This window comes from Marinobacter sp. NFXS9 (genome assembly GCF_040148665.1).
Taxonomy (GTDB): Bacteria; Pseudomonadota; Gammaproteobacteria; order Pseudomonadales; family Oleiphilaceae; genus Marinobacter_A; species Marinobacter_A mangrovi.
In genome coordinates, this window is record NZ_JAGDDW010000014.1 from 106,894 (window position 1) to 128,597 (window position 21,704).

Consider the following 21,704-nt stretch of genomic DNA (forward strand, 5'->3'; position numbering starts at 1 on the left):
GACCCGGGCGGGTCCGGAAAATACGTGGTCAGATCTTATCATTGAATTGGGGTTGGCGCGCAGGGTCGGACTCATCGGTCGTGTCCGCTGCTGACGGGGGTGCCAGCAGATCATCCTGGGCTCGGCCCAGCTGGTGCAGTTCACGCAGCCAGTAGGTCACTTCGGTGCGGCCTTCCGCGGTGGCCTTGCGCACCTGGACGGACGGTTCATGCAGCAGCTTGTTGGTGATCCCCCTCGCCAGACTGCGCAGCAGGGTTTCCGGATCGCCGCCATTGCGCAACTGCTTGAGTGCGCGTTCGACTTCCAGGTCGCGCAGGTCTTCGGCATGGTTGCGATACTGCTTGAGGGTCGATACCGCATCCAGCGCCCGCAGCTGGTAAAGGAAGTCTTCGGTGCCGGACTCGATCAATCGCTCGGCTTCCCGCGCCGCCCCTTCCCGGGAGCGGAGGTTTTCCTCGATCACCTGACGCAGGTCGTCGACCGCATAGAGGTAGACGTCGTCCATCTGCGCCACTTCCGGCTCAATGTCCCGCGGGACCGCGAGATCCACCATAAAATACGGCCGGTGCTTGCGGATTTTCAGGGCGCGTTCAACGGCTCCCTTGCCCAGTACCGGCAACTGGCTGGCGGTGGAGGCAATCACGATGTCCACGCCGGGCAGATGTTCGGGAATCTCTGACAGCAGGATGCCGTGACCGCCGTGTTGCCGGGCCACTTCCTGGGCCCGTTCCAGCGTCCGGTTGGCCACGATCAGGGACGGCACACCGGCTTCGCGCAGATGGCTGGCAACCAGATCGATGGTGCGGCCGGCGCCGATCAACAGGGCCTTGTTGCGGCGCAGGTCGGAAAAGATATTACGCGCCATGCTCACCGCGGCGTAGGCCACAGACACCGGGTTTTCCCCAATGGTGGTTTCCGTGCGGACCCGCTTGGCCACGGAGAAACTCTGCTCGAACAGACGGGACAATAACGAGCCACTGGCCCCGTGGGACCGGGACAGCGCGTAGGCTTCCTTCAATTGTCCCAGAATCTGGGGTTCGCCCAGCACCATGGAATCCAGCCCGGAAGCCACCCGCATCATGTGACGCACGGCTTCGGCGTTGGTGTAGATATAGAAGGACTCGGACAGCTCGTCGACATCCATATCGTGGAAACCGGCGATCCAGCGCAGCACAGCGTTCGCGCAATCGTCCTCGGCGGCAAGGAAGAGCTCGGTGCGATTACAGGTGGACAGGATGGCGGCTTCACTGACGCCAGCCACGACTTTCAGGGCGGAGAAAGCCTCCCCCATGCGCTCCGGGGTGAACGCCACCCGCTCCCTCAGTTCAAGGGGAGCCGTACGGTGATTGATGCCCAGAGTCAGTAATGCCATCGAACAGCGCAAACCTGTATAAAAAGCGGGATGTAGGATGCTTCTTAACACCCCATTCTAGCGACGCCATCCCGATGGCGCTACCCACGGGTTACCGCTACGCCACCTACTTTGGTACCGAATCCGCCTTGAAGCGCATGAGAAAACAGTCATTGGGCAAGCGTTTAGCCTTGTGCCATTATAAGCCAGCAATAAGGGAGCCTCTGAGTCACTCCAGAGCATCTCTGGCTTTCGGGGCACGTCACGCTCTGGACCGTGTTTCCAGATCATGGCGATCCACAACGACCAGCCCCGACCGGAAAGCCGCGTCGATTTGCCGCACCAGATCGAGCTGCTTTCATAGGGTGGAGAACCGTCAGGAGTGATTCAGCGGCGCCGGACTCAGGAACTTTTTCCAACGGTTCCGCGAACTTTTACAGGGACGAACTGACAGACGTGACGACACGCGAATGGATTAATCAGAGGTCCCTCAAGCCAATGGCCATCGGACGTACCATGAAACCTGTTTTTTCTGTTGTAACCGTCCTTCTGGGACTCGGGCTCGCAGGCTGCGCCAACCTCTCCGGAACAGACGATCAGACCGATACCGGAAAATCGACCGAACAGCAGGCCGTCACGCCGCCCCCCGAAGACAAGATCAATTACGCCGACTTCGATCAGGACACCCTCTATAGCCTGCTGGCAGCCGAAGTCGCCGCCCAGCGCGGCCGCTATGACGTGACCCTGGTCAATTATGTGGAAGCGGCCAAATCCTCCCGGGACCTGGGCGTGATCAAACGCGCCATGCGGATCGCCCAGTCACTGAACGCGGACAATGCCCAACTGCAGCTGGCCAACCTGTGGCTGGAAGTCGAACCGGACAGTCTTGAGGCCCACCGGGTTGCCGCGATCCAGTACGTGCGCCAGAAGGACTTCGATCTGGCGCTCTATCACATGGAACAGATCCTGGCCCAGGGTGAGGACGCGGATTTTGACGATCTCGCGGCGCTCTCGGCTCGTTTGCCCAAGGAAGACCAGGCGCAATTGCTGGGACTTTACCAGGATCTGGAAAAACGCCACCCGGACAATCGTGAGATCCAGTACGGCATCGCCCTGCTGCTCAAGTCCCAGGGCGAAACCCAGGCCGCTATGGACAAGCTGGAACCGCTGCTGGACGAATCCGAGCAGCCTGCCTTCCAGCCGGCCATCATCCTGCGCGGCGACCTGCTCTACCAGATGGGCCAGAAGAAAGAAGCGCTGGACTACCTGCGCCACCAGTCCCGTCGCTACCCGGACAATCGCAAGCTGGGCACCCTTTATGGCCGCATGCTGATCGAAGAACAGCAGATGCAGGCCGCCGAAGACCAGTTCGAGGATCTGATGACGCGCTTCCCGGACGTGCCCGAGTTGCGCCTGTCCTACGCCCTGGTCGCCCTGGAAAACGGCAACACCGATGACGCCAAGGAATCGCTGCAGATCCTGATCGACAAGGAGCAGCACGTCAGCGAGGCCCACTATTACCTGGGTCGCATTGCCGACGAAGGGGGTGACACGGAGGAGGCCATTGCCCAGTACAGCCAGGTTGGCGAAGGCAATCACTTCCTCCCGGCGGTGTCCCGGGCCACGTACCTGCGGGGCAGCAGCGGCGATCTCGATAACGCCCTGCGGGATCTGCGAGCGCTGCGCCAGCAGATGCCGGACCTGGCCGAGAACCTGTGGCTGGTCGAGGTCAACACCCTACTCGACCTGGATCAGAATGACGACGCCCTCGGCGCCGCCACCGAAGCCCTGCAAACGTTCCCGGACAACGCCCGTATCCGCTACGCCCGGGCCATGCTGTTCGACGAAATGGGCCGCACCGAAGAAGCGGAAGCCGACCTGCGCCAGATCATCGACACCCATCCGGACAACGCCGTGGCGCTCAATGCTCTCGGCTACATCCTCACCGAGAAAACCGACCGCCTGAAGGAGGCGCGCGAGTTGCTGGAGAAGGCCCTCAAGCTGGATCCGGACAACCCCGCCATCCTCGACAGCGTCGGCTGGGTTCACTTCAAGCTCGGCCACATGGCCCAGGCCCTGGACTTCCTGCGCCGCGCCTATGACGCCTTCCCCGATCCGGAAGTGGCCGCCCATTACGGCGAAGCCCTCTACGTCAGCGGCGACGAGGATCAGGCCCGCGTGATCTGGCGCCGCGCCCTGGACGAACACCCGGACGACACCCAGATCCCCGCCACCATGAAGCGGCTGGGTGAGGAGCAGGATCTTTGAGTCGGTACCCGATGACTGTCCTGCGTTACGGCTTTGCCCTGATCCTGACCCTCACACTGGCCGCCTGCGCCAGCGTTCCCAAAGCGCCCCTGCCGGACGGCCTCACCAACCAGCCGCCGGCGGACTGGGCCCAGCGCAGTGCCCAGCTGACGCAACTGACCCGCTGGGAGCTGCAGGGCAAGCTGGCCGTCAAGCAGCCCGACGACAGCGGCTCGGCCATCATCAACCAGTGGCAACAGGTGGACGAGCAGTACCATCTGCTGCTTTCGTCGGCGTTCCTCGGCGTTGGACGCACCGAACTGGAAGGCATGCCCGGCTACCTCAGCCTGACCATGCCGGATGGCAAGAACTACCGATCCAACGACCCACAGCAGCTGATCCAGGCGGCCACCGGTTGGCATTTCCCGCTGGAAAGTCTGACCTGGTGGATCCGCGGCCTGCCCGCCCCGGGCGACGACTTCGAGCTGCTGTTCGACAACAGCGGCGAGCTGGCCGCCATTCGCCAGCAGGGCTGGGATATCCGCATCGATCGCCGCCAGTCGTTCATCGACGGTTATCCGGCGCTTCCGGCGCGCATCACGGCCCTGAAAGGCGAGCGCCGTATCCGACTGGTCATCACCCAATGGCAGGCGCTCGGCACCTCATCATGACGTTTACGCTGCCGGCGCCGGCCAAACTCAATCTGTTCCTGCACATCATCGGCCGCCGCCCGGACGGCTACCATGAGCTTCAAACGCTGTTCCAGTTCCTGGAGCACGGCGACGAGCTGACCTTCTCCCCCGCTGCCGGCTCTGAGGTCATCCTGGAACCGGCCATCGAAGGCGTGCCTGAGGACAGCAACCTGATCATACGAGCCGCGCGCCTTCTGCAGGCTGAATCGGCACGTGAACTGCCGGGTGTCCACATCCACCTGACCAAACGTCTGCCCATGGGCGGCGGTATCGGAGGCGGCAGTTCCGACGCCGCCACCACCCTGCTTGGCCTCAACCATTTCTGGCAGTTGGATATCCCGATCGATCGACTGGCCGAACTCGGCTTGCAACTGGGCGCCGATGTGCCGGTGTTCGTCCGCGGTCACGCCGCGTTTGCCGAGGGTGTTGGTGAGCGCCTAACCCCCTGTTATCCCCCGGAAGACTGGTTCGTTGTGGTCAAACCTGACTGCGAAATAAACACTGGAATGATTTTTTCCGAGGAAGGGTTGACAAGGAATACGCCGCCGATCACAATAGCGCCCGCTTTTGAGGGAGACGCCTCAAGGTACCGAAACGACTGTGAGGATATAGTCTGTAAGCTGTATCCTGAGGTTGAAAAAAGCCGGGACTGGCTTTCAAAATTCGGACCTGCAAGATTAACCGGAACCGGGGCTTGCATATTTGGACGTTTCCCAACAGAATCCAAGGCCCGCGAGGTTTGGGATTCTAAGCCCTCCGGCATCACCGGGTTCGTCACGAGAGGGGTGAATCGCTCACCGCTTCACGCAAAGCTGACAGAGCTAGACTGATGCCGAAAAAGCACGATACTGGGGTGTCGCCAAGTGGTAAGGCAACGGGTTTTGATCCCGTCATGCGCAGGTTCGAATCCTGCCACCCCAGCCACCTTTCTCCCGCTTCTTCTGAACTCAACGCTGAAACTGAGAAGGACTCCGTCGTGTCCAAGTTAATGATTTTCGCCGGCAACGCCCACCCGGAACTCGCCCGTAGTATCGCCCAGAAACTGCACATTCCATTGGGTGAAGCGACCGTCGGTAAATTCAGCGATGGCGAAACCACCGTTGAAATCAATGAGAATGTCCGTGGCCACGATGTCTTCATCATCCAGCCAACCTGCTACCCGACCAACGACAACCTGATGGAACTGATCGTGATGGCTGACGCCCTGCGTCGCGCATCCGCCACACGCATCACCGCCGTCGTGCCCTACTACGGCTACGCCCGTCAGGACCGTCGCGTTCGCTCCACCCGGGTTTCCATCAGCGCGAAGGTCGTCGCGGACATGATTACCAGCATCGGCATCGACCGGGTATTAACCGTCGACCTGCACGCCGATCAGATCCAGGGTTTCTTCGACATCCCGGTGGACAACATCTACGCCACCCCGGTCCTGCTCGACGACATCGAACGCCAGCGTTTTGACAACTTCATCGTCGTGTCTCCGGACGTCGGCGGCGTGGTTCGCGCCCGTGCCGTGGCCAAGCGCCTGAACGACGCCGACCTGGCGATCATCGACAAGCGCCGCCCGAAAGCCAACGTCTCCCAGGTGATGCACATCATCGGTGACGTGCAGGACAAGACCTGCATCCTGGTGGACGACATCGTCGATACCGCCGGCACCCTGTGCAAGGCAGCCAACGCGCTGAAAGAGCATGGCGCCGCCCGGGTTGTGGCCTACATCACCCACCCGGTCCTGTCCGGTCCGGCGATTGAGAACATCAACGCCTCGCAACTGGATGAACTCGTGGTTTGTGACACCATTCCACTGGGTGACAAAGCGCGCAATTGTGATAGAATCCGCCCCCTCGCAATGGCTGAACTGCTCGCCGAATCGATCCGTCGCGTCAGCAACGAAGAATCGATCAGCGCAATGTTCGAATAAGCCCGCGATTTTATTGAATTAATGAACAGGGAGCCCTCATTCGGGCTCCTTGTTTGTTTGAGCCCCGGAAAATGGTTACGGCTGACTTCCGGGATATTGGAACCACCCTGCAATCACTTGGTCGCGAGTCTGCACGGGTGTTTATTGAGGTAATGATCATGGCCCAAGAATTTGTTCTCGAAGCATTCCTTCGTGACGACCAGGGGAAAGGTGCGAGCCGCCGCCTGCGTCGCGAAGAGCGTAAAATCCCTGCTGTCATCTACGGCGGCGGTAAAGATGCGCAAGCCATCTCCATGTGGCACAACGACCTGAAAAAGGCCCTGGAAAACGAAGCTTTCTTCTCTCACATCCTGACTCTGGATGTTGCGGGCAAGAAAGAAAGCGTGATCCTGAAAGACCTGCAGCGTCACCCGTACAAGCCGACACTGTTCCACGCTGACTTCCTGCGCGTCGACAAGGACCACGAGATCCACGTCAACGTACCGCTGCACTTCCTCAACGAGGAAAATGCACCGGCCATCAAGCTTCAGGGCGGCGCGGTCAACCACCAGCTGAACGAAGTGGAAGTCATCTGTCTGCCGCAGGATCTGCCTGAGTTCATCGAAGTCGACATGATGGACATCGAAATGGACCAGACCCTGCACCTGAGCGACCTGAAACTGCCGAAAGGCGTCAAGGTTGCGGCTCTGCTGCAAGGCGAAGACTACGACCAGGCGGTTGTCTCCGTTCACCTGCCGAAGGGCACCAAGGCTGACGAAGCCGAAGATGCCGAAGCAGAAGGTGAAGAAGGCGAAGACAAGGAGTAATCGCTCCAGGGGCGCAGTCGCATGGCACAGGCAGTACGCATGGTGGTGGGTCTCGGTAATCCCGGAGCGGATTACGAGAACACCCGTCATAACGCCGGCGCCCTCTTCGTGGAAGCTCTGGCCCGCGCCGCGGGCCAGAGTCTTCGTCCCGAAAAGAAATACCACGGTCTCTACGCCCGCATTCAGTGGCAGGGTCACGACCTGCACCTGCTGAACCCCACCACGTTTATGAATCGCAGCGGCCTGTCCGTCAAAGCCCTTGCGGACTTCTTCAAGATCCAGCCCGAAGAGATCCTCGTCGCCCACGACGAACTCGACCTGCCACCCGGCACGGCCCGCTTCAAGAAAGGCGGCGGCCACGGCGGTCATAACGGTCTGCGGGACATCATCGCCCATCTGGGCACCAAGGAATTCCAGCGCTTGCGCCTTGGCATCGGCCATCCCGGCGACAGTCGCAAAGTCACCGGCTACGTGCTCAGCCGCCTGACCAAAGCCGACACCACTCACCTGGACAACATCAGCGACGACATCATGCGCGTGCTGCCAGACGTTCTCAACGGCGACCTGGCCAAGGCCATGAACGCCCTGCACAGCGTTCGCCCCGGCGCCTGACCTTCTTCCGGCATCACCAGACCGGTCCAATCCGTCTTCGGCCTTTCCATATTCGCACCGGTCGGGCCACATCGGTATAATCCAGCATCAAATTTTCGCATCCAGCAGAGGCTTTTCATGGGTTTTAACTGCGGCATCGTCGGCCTTCCCAACGTCGGCAAATCCACCCTGTTCAACGCGCTGACCAAAGCGGGTATCGGGGCGGAAAACTTCCCCTTCTGCACCATTGAGCCGAACGCCGGCGTCGTTGGCATGCCCGACCCGCGCCTCAACAAGCTCGCGGAAATCGTCAAGCCGCAGAAGGTCATCCCGACCACGATGGAGTTCGTTGACATTGCCGGCCTGGTGGCCGGGGCGTCCAAGGGCGAAGGCCTGGGTAACCAGTTCCTGGCGAACATCCGTCAGACCGACGCCATCGCCCAGGTCGTCCGCTGCTTCGAGGACGACAACGTGATTCACGTGTCCAACAAGGTCGACCCGGCGGCCGACATCGAAGTGATCAACACCGAACTGGCCCTGGCCGACCTGGAAACCGTCGAGAAAGGCATCAAACGGGTCGAGCGCGTTGCCAAGAGCGGCGACAAGACCGCCAAGGCCCAGCTGGAGGTCTTCCAGACCCTGCTGCCGGTGCTGAACGAAGGCAAACCGGTGCGCAGCATGGAACTGGATGAGGACAGGATGGCCCTGATCCGTGAGCTGTGCCTGCTCACGGTCAAGCCGACCATGTACATCGCCAACGTCAACGAAGACGGCTTCGAGAACAACCCGCACCTGGACAAGGTGCGCGCCATTGCCGCTGAAGAAAACGCCGTGGTCGTGCCTATCTGCAACAAACTGGAAGCGGAAATCGCCGAACTGGAAGACGACGAGAAATCCATCTTCCTGGAAGAGATGGGCATGGAAGAGCCGGGCCTCGACCGCGTTATCCGTGCCGGCTACAAGCTGCTCGGCCTGCAGACCTACTTTACCGCTGGCGTGAAGGAAGTCCGCGCCTGGACCGTCCGCATCGGCGCATCGGCCCCGCAGGCGGCCGGCGTGATCCACACCGACTTCGAGAAAGGCTTTATCCGCGCCGAAGTGGTGAGCTATGACGACTTCGTCGAGAACAACGGCGAACAGGGCGCCAAGGAAGCCGGCAAATGGCGCCTGGAAGGCAAGGACTACATCGTCCAGGACGGTGATGTCATTCACTTCCGCTTTAACGTATAAGCCTGCGCGGGGACGTCGGCCATGACCTCCCTGCCCCTCTGCTGCAGCAATCTGGATGACGGCTGGCCCTGGCGCCAGCCGTTGCCCGGCTTGCAGCTGATCTCCCTCGATTTCGATCCCGACCAGCTCCGCCCCGGCGATTTCCGCGACTGCGAGATTTTACCCCCAGCGACGGTCCAACGAGCCGTTTCCAAACGTCAGGCTGAATACCTGGCCGGTCGCCTCTGCGCACGTGAAGCGCTGCAAAGAATCGCCAATCTGGACGCTTATCCCGGCACCGGCGAAGATCGTGCACCTCGCTGGCCCGAGAGTATGGTGGGTTCCATCACGCATACCCGGGGCTGGGCCGCCGCCGTTGTCGGACACAATCGGGACTATGCTGGACTGGGTCTGGATGCCGAAATCGTGATGCCGGATACCCGGGCCCACAAGCTGGCCCACCAGATCCTGACGCCAGACGAGAGCATCCGATTTGCGGATGCCTTGTCCGAAGCTCCCGGAGCCTGCCTGACCCGCATCTTTTCTCTCAAGGAATGCCTGTTCAAGGCGCTTTACCCGCTCACCCTGAAGCGTTTCTATTTCGAGCACGCGGAAGTTCTGGCGATCGCCGACGATGGCGCCGCCCGGCTGCGCCTGCTGACCGAACTGTCTCCGGACTGGCAGGCCGGTCGGGAGCTGGACGCCTTTGTGGCACAGGTCAACGAACGCATCCTTGGCCTGATCCCGGTGGCAACGCAATGATGCCCGGCCAGCAAAGCAGGCCTACCGTTATTGATAACAATTAGCATTTAACATACCATCAGGCTTCCTTCACTGCAGTACCTTGCGAGAGCCCGATGTTCATACTGGATGCCGTGACCTACCGAATTCCAGGCAAGACCCTTCTCCACCCGCTCGACCTCAAGATCGATCATGGTCGTATGGTTGGCCTTATCGGGCACAACGGCTCCGGCAAGTCCACGCTGATCAAGTTGCTGGCCCGCCAGCTGATTCCCAGCGACGGGCAGATCACACTGGAAGAAACCCCGCTCGCCAACTGGCGTGATCGGGCACTGGCCCGACAGATCGCCTACCTCCCGCAACAGCTGCCCCCGGCCGAAGGGTTGACGGCCGCGGACCTGGTTCGCTTCGGACGCTATCCCTGGCATGGGGCTCTGGGCCGGTTTTCAAAGGAAGACCAGGAACAGGTGGACAAGGCCATGGCCATGACCGGTATCGGAGGCTTTGCTGATCGCGCTGTGGACGCGCTGTCCGGCGGCGAACGGCAGCGGGTCTGGCTCGCCATGTTGCTGGCCCAGAATCCCAGCTACCTGCTGCTGGACGAGCCCACATCGGCACTGGACATCGCCCATCAGGTCGAAGTGCTGTCGCTGGTCCGCTCGCTCTGCGATCAGTTGGATATCGGCGTGGTGGTGGTCTTGCACGATATCAATATGGCGGCCCGCTACTGCGACCACCTGATCGCCCTGCACAGCGGGAAACTGCTGGTTCAAGGCACGCCGAACGACCTGATGAGCAGCGAGACCCTGCAAGCGATCTACGGTATTCCCATGTCGGTGATGGCCCACCCCCACACGGAAGGCGACCGGATTGCCGTGGTCTAGTGTCCTGCGACTTTAACGCCCTTGGGCGGATTGTCGATATGTGGACAGTTCTCACACAAATCCAGTTCCGGCAGCAGATACCGGATGCAGCATTGACGACGCTGGCGTAGCGGCGACGGCCCCGTTTCGCGCTCGACATAGCGGACCGGCTGAAACATCGGATTGCGTGAACCATCCGGTCGATGCGGGGAGTCGATCAGGTCCCTCCCGTCCCGAAGCATCGGCTCGGGCACCCGGAAGCGGGCCATGGCAGAGATCAACCACTCGAAGTAGTTGGCCGCATTGCTCCAGAGCACCTTCCGCGACACCCGGACATGGCAGCTCATGGCATCGATCAATGGCGCAAAATTGCCCGCCAGAAGCGTATCGAAACGCTCGAACGGGTCGACTGGAGGCCTCGACCACAGAGAACCCTCATGAGGCACCTTGAACGCTGCCGGCTCTCCCTCATCATCCAGCACCACCGACAACCTCGCCAGTTCCACCGGCAGCTCACGGTTCAGGATCAGGCTGGCAGCAACCGTCGGTACAATCAGTCGCAAAAAATAGGCACGCGACCATTGCGATGTCAGAGCCCGCCGGTCGGCCTCCGGTCGGTTCGGGGCATAGCGCGCCAGCACCTGTTCCAGGCCATCCGGAGTTAACAGTGAACGGGCGGCAATCGCAGGACGCGGATCGTCTGTCAGCACCAGCACCTCTCGGTAGTGAGAAAAGTCACCTACAAACAAAGGCGCCAGGGCGGAAATAGCCATGCGTCAACACAACTCACAGCGATCGAAGAAACACTCCCGACTCAGTGCCATCAGCGCAGCCCGCTTGTGTGGGAAATCAAAATCCTTCTGCCGGTGGAAGCCGATACGTTGCAAGTGGTGGATCATCCGATCATTGTCAGAGCGCGGTTCCGAGACGATCATCCGTGTGCGCGGCTCATCGAGGAACAGGTAGTGGGACAGCGCCGGCAACCAACTGGCCACCTTGTGCGGCCCGCGATGGCGCTCCTCCCCGACCAGCATGTGAATCCCGCGATCGTAATGATCCGCCTCATAGTAGGGCCCGATCCGGTCTTCCCGCGCCCAGTAGGTATCAAAGAATGCAAAGGGTTCGTCGTCAAAACAACCGATCAACTGCAGACAATGGGGATCGTCCGCCACGGCCTGCAGGTGCGCCCGATGCGTTTCGAGAGTACCGCCCTCTTCCCAGAATTTCTCGACGCGCGGCGTATTCTGCCAACGATTGAAACGCTCAAGATCCTGTTCGATGTCCAGCGTACGCAGCGAAATCCAGCTGCCCAGCCGGGCATCGAAGCGCCGGTAGACCTCGCCCACCGGTTTGGGCGGACGGCGGGGGAAGCGTACGCCCGAGACCATCTGCATCGCCTGGGGATAGTCGGTCGGGGACCCGGTCCTGAGCCAGGGGGAGGCCAATTGCCAGAAGGCCGTGCGTAAGGTCTGCCAACCTCCGTCCGCCGAGCGCATGACCAGACCCGCCTGTTGCATGGCAGGAGTCAGGGGAAGGCCGCTCCACTGCAGCATCAAGCTCTTCGGGCGCGTCACAAAAAGCCAGTACCCGGCCAGCCAGATCGCCTGGTCCGGGTCCCGTTCGCTGCATTCAACCACGCAGACACCCAGTCGTTGCTCATCCGGCGCCAACCGGAACTGGATCAGCGGCTCGCCGTCGAGTGCCAGCGTGCCATGACGTCCGTCCTCGCTGGCCTGCAGAACACGGCCATCCGGTAACGGGAGCTCGGCGCGTTCGATAACCTCAGTCATGGGAAACCTCCTGCGGTGTCGTTTGAGCAATGGATTCCAGGGAAACCCCCTCCGCCATGGCCACCACAACCTTCCTGGGGCCCTTGAAAGGCTGCCGGGAATGGGCTGTCAGCATGTTATCCAGCATCAGCACATCACCGGTCTGCCACGGAAAGACGATGCGGCTCTCATCCAGGACTCCGCGGATCTCATCGAGCGCCGAGCCTTCCAACGGCGCTCCATCGCCATAGTAGACATTGCGTGGCAGGTCCGCTTCACCGACCGTCTCAAACAACACCTCCTGCATTTCCGGATCCAGTGCCGACACATGAAACAGGTGCGCCTGATTGAACCAGACCCGATCCCCGGTACGCGGATGGCAGGCAACCGCCTGGCAACGCTGGGATGTCCGCAGAGTGCCGTCGTCTTTCCAGAGACAGTCGATCCGGTGCTGGCGACAGTAGGCTTCGACCGCCGCCGGATCATCGGTATTGAAGACCTGCTGCCAGTCCACATCCAGGCCGTTGCCATAGTTACGCACATAGCGCAGGCCTTTTTCCTCGAACCGCCGGCGCAGCGCCGGATCAACCCGGCGATAGATGCGGCGGCTGTCGGCAATGGGCGTCTCGCCTCCCTCCTCGGCCGCCTGCGCGCAATAGAACCAGATCCGCATCGGCCACTCGGTGGTATAGGCCTGTTCATTGTGCAGCGGGATCGAGCGATAGGCCGGATATTCCGTGGAGGTATAGACACCGCCACCCGTCACCTGGCTGCGCGGGGTGGAGCCAAACTCGTAGCTCAGCAGTGGATGGCCAAAAGCCGCGGCAAACGCCTGGAAGCCATCGACGCCAGGATCGGCAAACCCGCTGAACAGGATGGCGCCATCCCGCTCCAGGCGACGGTCCACCTGATCACGGATAGCGCCAAAGACCTGTTCCAGGCTGTGCTGCCGATCCGTGGACTGTACGGTCAGCGGAAAACCTTCCCGCAGGGAAAGCCCGGCCGCCTCCGCCTGTTCGATAACGGCATCCATGGCGCTTACGCTCCGGCCATGGCATCGCGCAGGCTTTTCGGGCGCATATCGGTCCACTCCGACTCGATGTGCGCCAGGCAGGCCGCCTTGTCACCGCTGAAGCCTACCGCCCGCCAGCCTTCAGGAATCGCCTTGTAGTCCGGCCAGATTGAATACTGTTCTTCGCCGTTGATGACGACCTGGAAAACGGTGTTGTCGCTGTCAAAACTCATCGTGCACCTCGTCTGACCGATCGGGTTCCAGGGCCCCATGGCCCTGATGTGTTGCATCCTAAAGACGACTGGCGATTCCGAAAATTTAATCAGAGGCTCCCTGATCGCCTGAAGAGCCGGGCATCCTGCGGAGGGCATCCGCCATCTGTCTGACGATCACCGTCGCCGACCAGGGCCCGCCATAGGACCAGTAAGGCGTATCGAGGAAGCCATAGCGGTGATGCTGCGCTACCGGCAGGGCCTGCCAGAGATCCGACTCGAAGAAAGGGGATTGTCCAAACCCACCGATAAACAACAGGTTCAGGTCCGGCTGGTGCGCCACTGCGTTCACCTCAATACGCCGGTGCAGGCTATGCCCGGCTTGCAGCGGCCACGGGTTGCTTCCGCCCAGCCGGTTCGCCAGGCTGACCACCAGGGTTTGCTCATTGGAGACGATAAACAGCCCCTGCTGGGTCAGCGGATAGAGCACCGCCAGGGGTTCATCGCTGATACCACGGGCCTCCGCGACACCTTCCGCCTCATCCAACGCCGCCTGCAGCCGATCCAGTACCTGCGTCACCTGGGCCCGGCGCCCGGTCAGCCCCGCCAGCCGGTTCAGCATTAATTCGCCCTTCGTCACCGCATCCTGTGAGGACGGTGCCAGTGATACATTCCACAGCAACGTCGGCGCGAGCGCATCAAGCCGTTCGAAAAGCGCGCCGTGCAAACTGGCCACCCCGAGAATCAGGTCCGGCTTCAGACTCACCAACTGCTCCAGGTTGGGCTGCTGGGAAGAACCCAGCGCAACGGCATCGTCCAGCTGGTCGCTCCCCAGTTTCACCCAGCGCCGATAACCCGCCAGGTTGGCCACGCCAATCGGCCGGAGGCCCAGCGATACGGCCAACTCGGTGGACAGGTCGTCCAGGGTCACAATCCTTTGCGGCTGATCCGGCAACGCATCCGACCGGTAGGCCACGACCTCCGGGCCGGATGCCAGCGCTGTGCCGCTCAACAGCATCAGGCACAACACAATGAATCCCATGCAACGCATACCTTACCCCCGCCGCAGATAGGTTCGACTGAGCAGCACCAGGAAGACCGGTGCCCCAATCGCCGCCGTCATGATCCCCAGCGGAATATCCAGCGGCGCCATCAGCCGTTGCCCCAGGATATCCGCCAGCACCAGCAGCACCGCCCCCAGCAGCGGCGTGATCATCAGCCGCTCGCGATAACCATGGAAACCCAGCAGTTTCACGGCGTGGGGAACCAGCAGCCCAACGAAGGCAACAGGACCCAGCACGCTGACACTGGAAGCGATCATCAGACTCGCCAACACCAGCAGCCAGAGCCGCTTACGGGTGGATGCCAGCCCCAGGCTGTCCGCCACCCCATCGCCGAGGGCCAGCAGATCCATCCAACGACGACTCAGCCAGGCCAGGACCAGTCCGAGCACCAGCCAGGGCGCCAGACTCACAACATCCGTCCAGGTGGCGGCGTAGCTGCTGCCGGTCATCCAGATCAGGGCCAGCGCGACATTCTGGCTATGGTAGGCAATCAACAGACTGGTGACGCCCATCGCCAGGCCGGTCAGCGCAAAGCCCGTCAGGATCAGCCGCAGGGGTTCCAGTCCGTGGCGCAGGTTCAACCCGATAATCAGGAACAGCGCCAGCGCCGCCCCCGTCCAGGCAAATGGCAGGCGTGCTGCCACGATCAGGTCCGGACTGACCACCAGGCCCGCCAGCACGGCCAGTGCCGCCATCTGACTGACCCCCAGCACACTGGGGCTCGCCAGTGGATTGCGGGTCACCGATTGCAGGATCAGTCCACTCATGGCGAACAGGGCACCGCCGCAGGCGTCGACAAGCAATCGCGGTAAACGCAGGTCGACCAGCGCCCAGGCCCAGTTCTCCCGGGCCAGCAGGTCACCGAACCCGATGGCTGTCGCGCCGTCCAGGGTGCCGAACGCCAGGGCGGCCAAAAGCCCCAACACCAGAACAAGGCTGGCCGGCCCCACTGGCCAGCGGACGCCGCCGGACTCGCCGGAGAACGCTTCGGCATTCCCCGCCGGCCCGCCCCGGACGGTCACCCGCAGCAACAGCAGCACCGCCAGGGACCCGATGATGGCGGATAACGTTCCCAGCGGCAGATCGATCCAACCCTTGAGGCCCGTCACCAAGGCATCGGCTCCCAGCGTAAGTACCGCTCCCCACAGGGCTGCCAGCGGCAACAGCCGTGATGGCCAGCGGATACCCAGGCCATAGCGGACCAGGTTGGGCGCGACCAGGCCAATGAAGCCCAGAGGGCCCGCCAGGTGAATCGCCAAAGCGGTCAGGATCGTTCCCACCAGGATCACGATGGCTTTCAACCAACGCGGTGACAGCCCCAACATGCGCATCTGGGCGTCGCCCAGCACCGCCATATTGATGGGCCGACGCATCAACACCACCACCAGCAGCAGGGGAGGAACCAGCCACAGTGCCGGTGTCAGACCGCCCCAACCCAGTTGGCTCAGTGAACCAGTATCCCACAGCGACACCACCATGGCGGCCTGGGCATTGAGCGTCAGGAACAACGTGATCAGCGCATAGAAGGCCTGCCCCATGGCCATCCCCGCCAGCACGAGTCGCAACGGCGTCGTGCGACTGCCACCCGCCAGGGCAAAGGTGAGGCCGGCCGCCAGTAAGCCACCGATAAAGATCACCGGCAGCCCCAGGCTGGCCGGCAACAGCAAGCCAAGGATAACCCCCAGCTGCGCGCCTGCGGTGATGCCCAGCAAGTCGGGTGACACCAGCGGATTACGGGTAATCAACTGCATCAGGGCACCGGCCAGCCCCAGGCTGGCGCCTACGACAACCCCGGCAACGACGCGCGGCAGTTGGGACTCGCGAAAAAGCAGGCCGTCGAGCGAAGGCTGGCCTTGCCAGGCATCGATCATCGCCGACAGGTTCAGCCCCGGGAACCGCAGGGCCGTCTGCCAAAGCACCAGCGCCAGCAATAGCAGGAGTCCAACGAGAGCCGCCCGGAAAACGGACGACCGGGAGTGGGATTCGGTGGAAGAGTCCACCGTCAGGGTCCGGTCCACGGATGCTTCCTTGTTTCCTGAAACGACAAAACCCCACAACCGATACCGGCCGCAGAGTTCCTAAATAAAAAGGAGGCGGCGAACCGCCCCCAGACGCAACGGGATTGCGCAGCCCCCGGGGAAACCCGGGAGCAATCAGGCATTACCAGTTATAGGATACGGTGCCCAGCACGGTACGCTCGGAACCCCAGTAACAACGACCGGCGTTGTTACACTGAGCGACATACTCACGGTCGAACAGGTTCTTGACGTTGACCCTGGCATGCCAGTTCTCGGTGAAGGCATAGCCCAGGGCCGCATCGACCAGGGTTTCGTCATCGGTCTTCAGCGTACCGTAGTCCAGGGTATCCGGCGGGTAGGCGTAGGAGCTGCCCAGATACCGTACGCCCAGACCCGCATCCAGTCCGGCCAACACGCCTTCACGGAACGCATACTGGGTCCAGACGGACGCCTGGTGCCGCGGCACCCCGGTGACCTGCTTATCCTCATAACGTGAGCCGGCATCGTCGGTAATCTTGGCATCGGTGTAGCTGTATGCCGCCGTGACATTCAGGTTGTCGGTGATGTCGCTCTTGATTTCGACTTCAACACCTTTTGATTCGGTCTCGCCAACCTGGCGGTAGTTCGAAAGCGAACTGTCGTAGGTGACATCGTCTTCCTTGGTCAGCTTGTAGGCCGCAACGGTCATGGTCGTGTTCCAGCCGACAGGCTCATACTTCACGCCCACTTCCACCTGATCACCGGTAATCGGCTTGAAGGTATCGCCATTCACCGTATCGGCTAGCTGCTGGACCGGCACAAAGGTCGTCGCGTAGGAGGCGTAGGGGGAGAGGCCATTGGCAAACTGATACATCACGCCGGTTTGCCAGGTGAACTCGTTATCCGTCCGCGTGGAGTCATTGTTGGCGGTTGAACGGTCGTCATACTTGCTTTCCGCCCAGTCATAGCGACCGCCCACCAGGGCGATCAGACCGCCCACTTTGGTCTGCAGTTGCGCATAGCCGCCGGCAAGATCCTGTTTGAGCTCATCATCGGTTGCCAGCAGCGACGTCATCGGCTCACTGGCGTACTGGGGATCGAAGATGTCGATGAGTTGGAACTCACCGTTAGCGGTGTCGCCAACGTATTGGGTCTGCTCAAACGACACCCGGTCATAGCTCGCCCCGACCAACACGGTATGATCGAATGCCCCTGTGGTTACATGTCCAACGAGCTGGTTGTCAATGGAATAGACGCGAGATTCATTGCCCCGATCACGCCCGTAAGTGCCCACATAGGGGCCGTAACCGCTGTCGATAAACGACCACCAGGTCTCCTGACGATCCACCAGCGATCGGGTATAACGCGCGTTCTGACGGAATGTCCAATCGTTGTTGAAGCGGTGCTCGAACTCGTAGCCCAACATCCAGAACTCCCGGTCGAACGAGTCCCAGTCCGGATGCCCGATATTGGCATCGGTATCCAGCTCTCCGCCTGGATGATCCAACAAGGTTCCGGCGGCCGGCAGACCCAACTGGATTTCAGTCTTGTCCTTCTGGTACTGGGTCAGCAGCGTCAGGGTATCCTGGTCACTCAGGTCAATGGACAGGGACGGCGCGAAATAGATGCGGTCGTCCGGCACGCTATCGGTCTGTGTATCGGCATTGCGGGCGAGAAACACCAGACGCCCCCGAACACTGCCATCGTCGGTCAATGCACCGGAAACATCCGTCGATACCTGTTTGCGGTCATGGGTCCCGTAACTCAGGTTCACTTCACCCTGGCGGGTCTCAGTGGGGCGCTTGCTGACCAGATTCACCAGCCCGCCCGGCACGTTCTCGCCATAAAGGATCGATGTCGGCCCCTTGAAGACTTCCACCCGCTCCAGCCCGTAGGGTTCGGCCGATGTGGCGTAGGCGTTGGGCTGCGTGCGCAGACCGTCGCGATAGGTGCCGTAGCCATAGTCACGCTGGTTCATGCCGCGGATGTAGAAAATATCGCCTGCCAAGGCGTCGCCAGCCGGATAGTTCGGTGAAGAAATCCCCGGGACGTATTCAAGGATATCGCTCAGGGTCTGCGCGCCCTGGTCGTCAATCTGCTTACGGGTCACAACCGATACTGACCGAGGCGTTTCGGAAAGCGGCGTATCCGTCTTGGTCGCGGTCAGGCTGCGCTCCGCCTTGTAACCCACATCCGGGCCCTGGGGACCTTCCTGCTGACCGGTCACCGTAATCTCATCCAGCTCCTGCGCATCCTCCTTATCCTGGGCCCAGCCAGTCACCGGAGCAGCCGCCACCATGGCTGCCAGCAGACTCACGCGGAACGCCGTCTGGCGCTTGTGCATCTTATCCATAAATGATTTCCGTGTTGGTCCTGTGGCGCCTGGAAGCCGGTTAACTCACCCAGCCCGGTCCGATACCCAATGGTTCGGATCAGACGCCCTGTTGACGTAAAGCGCGTGCAAACGCTCCCTCCCAAAAGCGAACACACCTTAATTAAAATTAACAATAATGTAAATGATAAATATTCTTATTCAATAAAAAGGAAAGACCGTTGCTCTGGATGGCCCGATCGGCCGGATGCGGCTATCCGGCCCCCAACATCAGGCCGGAGACCGCGTTGCTGTCACCCCATGCGACAACTGCTGCGCCAACTGCCCGATAAAGACCGGCTCACGGACAATCCCCAGATGGTCCGTTTCCAACCAGACCGAGGATGCCAGTGGCTGCCCAAGCGAATGTTCCAGAAGGCTCTCGGCATTGGCGTTATTTTCCGGCGACTGCGACGCCCACCAGGCATGGACCGGCGCCCTGACCGGCCTGACCGTGTCATGGGTCCGCGCCAGCGTGCGCATGTGGCGCTCCACCGCCAACAGTTGCTGCCATTGGTCATCGCTGACACCCTCGGGCGCCGACGCATTGTCGTCCATCGCTCTCGCCTCACCCGCACCAGGCACATAGCCGTCGATCAAACCAACGAAGGCGACACGCTTGCCAAGGCGTTCCAGCAGGCTGGCCATTTCCAATGCCAGCGCGCCACCCATGGACCAGCCAAGCAGGTGATACGGCCCGGTCGGCTGCTGTTCCAGCAGGACACGTACATAATCCCTCGCCATGGCCGCCAGGGACCTATCGCGCCAGCGGGCATCCAGAATCTGCCGGTTCTGCAGACCCCAGACCGTCCAGTCATCCGACAGTCGTCGCGCGAGCGGGTAGTACCCCACGACCGTGCCGCTCACCGGGTGTGGGCAGAAGAGCGTTTCCGCGTTGTCCCCTGTTCCCCCCAAGCGGACCCTGGGGTCGAGCGACGCCCCATCAATCGCGTCGCCCGCCGTCTCGACGGCCGTTGCTGGAGAGGCCTGGATCAGCGCTTCCAGGGCCCGGCCAATGGCGGCCATCAGCCGTTCCACCGTCCGGGGCCGATAACGCTGGCAGCTGTACCGGGCATTCAATACTAACTGCCCCCGATGGATCTGGCCGTTGATCTCCAGCTCACGGCCGAGAGGCGACCAGGGATGAACCAGGTCACCGGGCGATTCATCGGCAGGCTGGAAGCGGTCGTCCGTGAGGTGGCCGTCCACCTGCCCCAGATAGTTGAACGCCAGCCGGGGTTCCGGTACCCGAGCCAGGCGGGAGCGGATTTCCGGCTCCGCCAGGTAACGCAGGGCACCAAAGCCCAGCCCCTTGCCGGGAATGGCCGCACGGGCCTCACGGACACGTGCCAGGGTAAGCTCGGGCTCACCGGTGGTCCGCAGGCGCAGCGGATACAGACTGGTAAACCAGCCAAGGGTACGACTGAGATCGAGGCGCTCGTCCAGGGGTTCCCGGCCGTGGCCTTCCACCGCCACCAGCGGGTTGTCCAGATTGCCCCAGGCACGCAGCCCCTCTGCCAGCGCAGCCAGCAGCAGGTCGTCCATGCCCGCTTCCCGGGCAGCCAGGGTTTCCCGCAGCAGGCGCCGGGTCTGCTCCGCTGGCAGCCGCCATTCCACATGACCGGCATCGGTCTGGGCGCGCCGCCCGTCCGGGTTATCCACCGGCCAGACGTCGTCTTCACCCAAACCGGTCCAGTAATCGACCTCCGACAACCAGGTGCCTGAGGCTACGTTGTCTGCCAGATGGCCGGCCCAATGCTGGTAACTGGCACTGCGCGGTCCGAGATCCGCAGGCTGGCCGGCCTCGATCTGCTGGTAGACACGTGTCAGGTCTTCCAGCAGGATTCGCCAGGACACCCCATCCACCACCAGATGATGCACGCTCAGCAACAGGCGCTGCTCGCCATCCGGCAGGCTGGCCAACAAGAGTCCTGCCAGAGGTCCCTGTTCCAGATCGAAACTCCGCTGGACGGCGTCACAGGCGGCGCCGACCGCCTCGGCATCCGGCAGTTCCAACACGCGCAGCAGGCGTCCTGCCTGCTCGGATGGCCGATAGAATGCCTGCCAGCGCCCGGCCTCCCGGCGGAAGCCCAGGCGCAAACTGTCGTGGTGATCCACCAGAACCTGCACCGCCTGCTGCAGGTAGCCTGCATCCAGGGGGCGAGTGACTTTCAGCAGCAGCGACTGGTTCCAGTGAGCCGCGTCGCACAGGGGCTGTTCGAAGAAATGATGCTGGATCGGCGTTAACGGCAGCTCGCCGTCCACCCTCTCCGGCGCCAACGCCTCGTCCACAGCGGCTTCCAGCGCCGCCGCCATGTCTGCCAGCTTCGGCTTGAGGAAGACGGCCTTGGGTGTCAGGTGCCAACCGGCTTGGCGCAGTCGGGTAATGAGCCCCAGCGACTGGATGGAATCGCCGCCCAGTTCGAAGAAGCTGTCGCCCCGGCTGACACCCTCCATCCCAAGCACGGTCTGCCAGAGTTCCGCCAGCAGCGTTTCCCGCTCCCCTTGCGGCGCTTCCTGTTGTTCGACAGGCGTCGTGGGTTCCGGTAGCGCATTACGATCCAGCTTGCCATTGGGCAACTGTGGCAGACACTCCAGCGTCACGATGTGCGACGGCACCATGTACTCCGGCAATTGCTCCCGGAGCGTGGCCTTGATGCTGCGCTCGTCCAGGGCCTCGCCGGAGACGTAACCCACCAGCCGCTGTCCGGCGGTCGTGTCTTTGACGACGGCCAGGGTGTCCTTCACCCCGTCGCAGGCTTTCAGGGCCGCTTCCACTTCCCCGATCTCGATCCGGAAGCCCCGCAGTTTCACCTGCTGATCCATCCGGCCCAGGTATTCCAACTGGCCGTCCCGGT

The 21,704-nt window shown here is 61.8% G+C and carries 18 protein-coding genes and 1 tRNA gene; 10 read left to right on the forward strand and 9 right to left on the reverse strand.

The features are described from left to right. Positions 1–28: 28 nt before the first annotated feature. The gene (hemA, locus tag J3364_RS18545; protein WP_349559672.1) at positions 29–1,372 is read right to left on the reverse strand and encodes a glutamyl-tRNA reductase; all 1,344 of its coding nucleotides are present in this window, start codon (positions 1,370–1,372) and stop codon (positions 29–31) included. 495 nt (positions 1,373–1,867) lie between these two features. Here hemA and J3364_RS18550 point away from each other — a divergent pair, with 495 nt between their 5' ends. The 10 genes from J3364_RS18550 to J3364_RS18595 all read left to right on the forward strand — a co-directional run bounded on the left by J3364_RS18550 (position 1,868) and on the right by J3364_RS18595 (position 10,442). After that, on the forward strand, positions 1,868–3,619 hold the full coding sequence (locus J3364_RS18550; protein WP_349559673.1) for a tetratricopeptide repeat protein: 1,752 nt from the start codon (positions 1,868–1,870) through the stop codon (positions 3,617–3,619). Between the two features lie 11 nt (positions 3,620–3,630). Beyond that, the gene (gene lolB, locus J3364_RS18555) at positions 3,631–4,269 is read left to right on the forward strand and encodes a lipoprotein insertase outer membrane protein LolB (RefSeq protein ID WP_349559687.1); all 639 of its coding nucleotides are present in this window, start codon (positions 3,631–3,633) and stop codon (positions 4,267–4,269) included. Further along, entirely contained in the window at positions 4,266–5,120 is an 855-nt protein-coding gene (gene ispE / locus J3364_RS18560; protein WP_349559674.1) for a 4-(cytidine 5'-diphospho)-2-C-methyl-D-erythritol kinase, read from the forward strand. Before lolB ends, ispE begins: the two co-directional genes overlap by 4 nt. Before the next feature lie 19 nt (positions 5,121–5,139). Beyond that, positions 5,140–5,214: transfer RNA gene (locus tag J3364_RS18565), tRNA-Gln, on the forward strand. A 52-nt stretch (positions 5,215–5,266) separates the two neighbouring features. After that, entirely contained in the window at positions 5,267–6,211 is a 945-nt protein-coding gene (locus J3364_RS18570) for a ribose-phosphate diphosphokinase (protein WP_123635752.1), read from the forward strand. Positions 6,212–6,369: 158 nt separating this feature from the next. Further along, positions 6,370–7,017 carry a 50S ribosomal protein L25/general stress protein Ctc gene (locus tag J3364_RS18575; RefSeq protein WP_203142478.1) on the forward strand — a complete coding sequence of 216 codons (648 nt, stop codon included), beginning with the start codon at positions 6,370–6,372 and terminating at the stop codon, positions 7,015–7,017. 21 nt (positions 7,018–7,038) lie between these two features. Continuing rightward, positions 7,039–7,629 (forward strand): aminoacyl-tRNA hydrolase, encoded by a 591-nt coding sequence (gene pth, locus J3364_RS18580; RefSeq protein ID WP_349559675.1) that lies wholly within the window; start codon positions 7,039–7,041, stop codon positions 7,627–7,629. 117 nt (positions 7,630–7,746) lie between these two features. Continuing rightward, the gene (gene ychF / locus J3364_RS18585) at positions 7,747–8,838 is read left to right on the forward strand and encodes a redox-regulated ATPase YchF (RefSeq protein ID WP_123635755.1); all 1,092 of its coding nucleotides are present in this window, start codon (positions 7,747–7,749) and stop codon (positions 8,836–8,838) included. A gap of 21 nt (positions 8,839–8,859) precedes the next feature. Beyond that, positions 8,860–9,579: a 4'-phosphopantetheinyl transferase family protein gene (locus tag J3364_RS18590; RefSeq protein WP_349559676.1), complete on the forward strand. Its 720-nt coding sequence runs from the start codon at positions 8,860–8,862 to the stop codon at positions 9,577–9,579. A 95-nt stretch (positions 9,580–9,674) separates the two neighbouring features. Then, a complete protein-coding gene (locus J3364_RS18595; RefSeq protein WP_349559677.1) occupies positions 9,675–10,442 on the forward strand; it encodes an ATP-binding cassette domain-containing protein in 768 nt (255 codons plus the stop codon). Here J3364_RS18595 and fhuF read toward each other — a convergent pair. From fhuF to J3364_RS18635, 8 genes are all read right to left on the reverse strand, one after another. Continuing rightward, the gene (gene fhuF, locus J3364_RS18600) at positions 10,439–11,194 is read right to left on the reverse strand and encodes a siderophore-iron reductase FhuF (RefSeq protein ID WP_349559678.1); all 756 of its coding nucleotides are present in this window, start codon (positions 11,192–11,194) and stop codon (positions 10,439–10,441) included. The two genes, J3364_RS18595 and fhuF, sit on opposite strands and share 4 nt — an antisense overlap. A 3-nt stretch (positions 11,195–11,197) precedes the next feature. After that, a complete protein-coding gene (locus J3364_RS18605) occupies positions 11,198–12,211 on the reverse strand; it encodes a GNAT family N-acetyltransferase (protein WP_349559679.1) in 1,014 nt (337 codons plus the stop codon). Beyond that, positions 12,204–13,223 carry a TauD/TfdA family dioxygenase gene (locus J3364_RS18610; protein ID WP_349559680.1) on the reverse strand — a complete coding sequence of 340 codons (1,020 nt, stop codon included), beginning with the start codon at positions 13,221–13,223 and terminating at the stop codon, positions 12,204–12,206. The genes J3364_RS18605 and J3364_RS18610 overlap by 8 nt, the downstream gene beginning before the upstream one ends. A 5-nt stretch (positions 13,224–13,228) precedes the next feature. Continuing rightward, a complete protein-coding gene (locus J3364_RS18615; RefSeq protein WP_349559681.1) occupies positions 13,229–13,435 on the reverse strand; it encodes an MbtH family protein in 207 nt (68 codons plus the stop codon). A gap of 85 nt (positions 13,436–13,520) precedes the next feature. Further along, complete coding sequence (locus J3364_RS18620) at positions 13,521–14,456, reverse strand: iron-siderophore ABC transporter substrate-binding protein (protein WP_349559682.1); 936 nt, start codon at positions 14,454–14,456, stop codon at positions 13,521–13,523. A gap of 12 nt (positions 14,457–14,468) precedes the next feature. Beyond that, positions 14,469–16,496 (reverse strand): iron ABC transporter permease, encoded by a 2,028-nt coding sequence (locus J3364_RS18625; RefSeq protein WP_349559683.1) that lies wholly within the window; start codon positions 16,494–16,496, stop codon positions 14,469–14,471. A gap of 142 nt (positions 16,497–16,638) precedes the next feature. Then, the gene (locus J3364_RS18630; protein ID WP_349559684.1) at positions 16,639–18,828 is read right to left on the reverse strand and encodes a TonB-dependent siderophore receptor; all 2,190 of its coding nucleotides are present in this window, start codon (positions 18,826–18,828) and stop codon (positions 16,639–16,641) included. 249 nt (positions 18,829–19,077) lie between these two features. After that, positions 19,078–21,704: condensation domain-containing protein (locus tag J3364_RS18635; RefSeq protein WP_349559685.1), on the reverse strand; the 2,627-nt coding region annotated here is incomplete at its 5' end.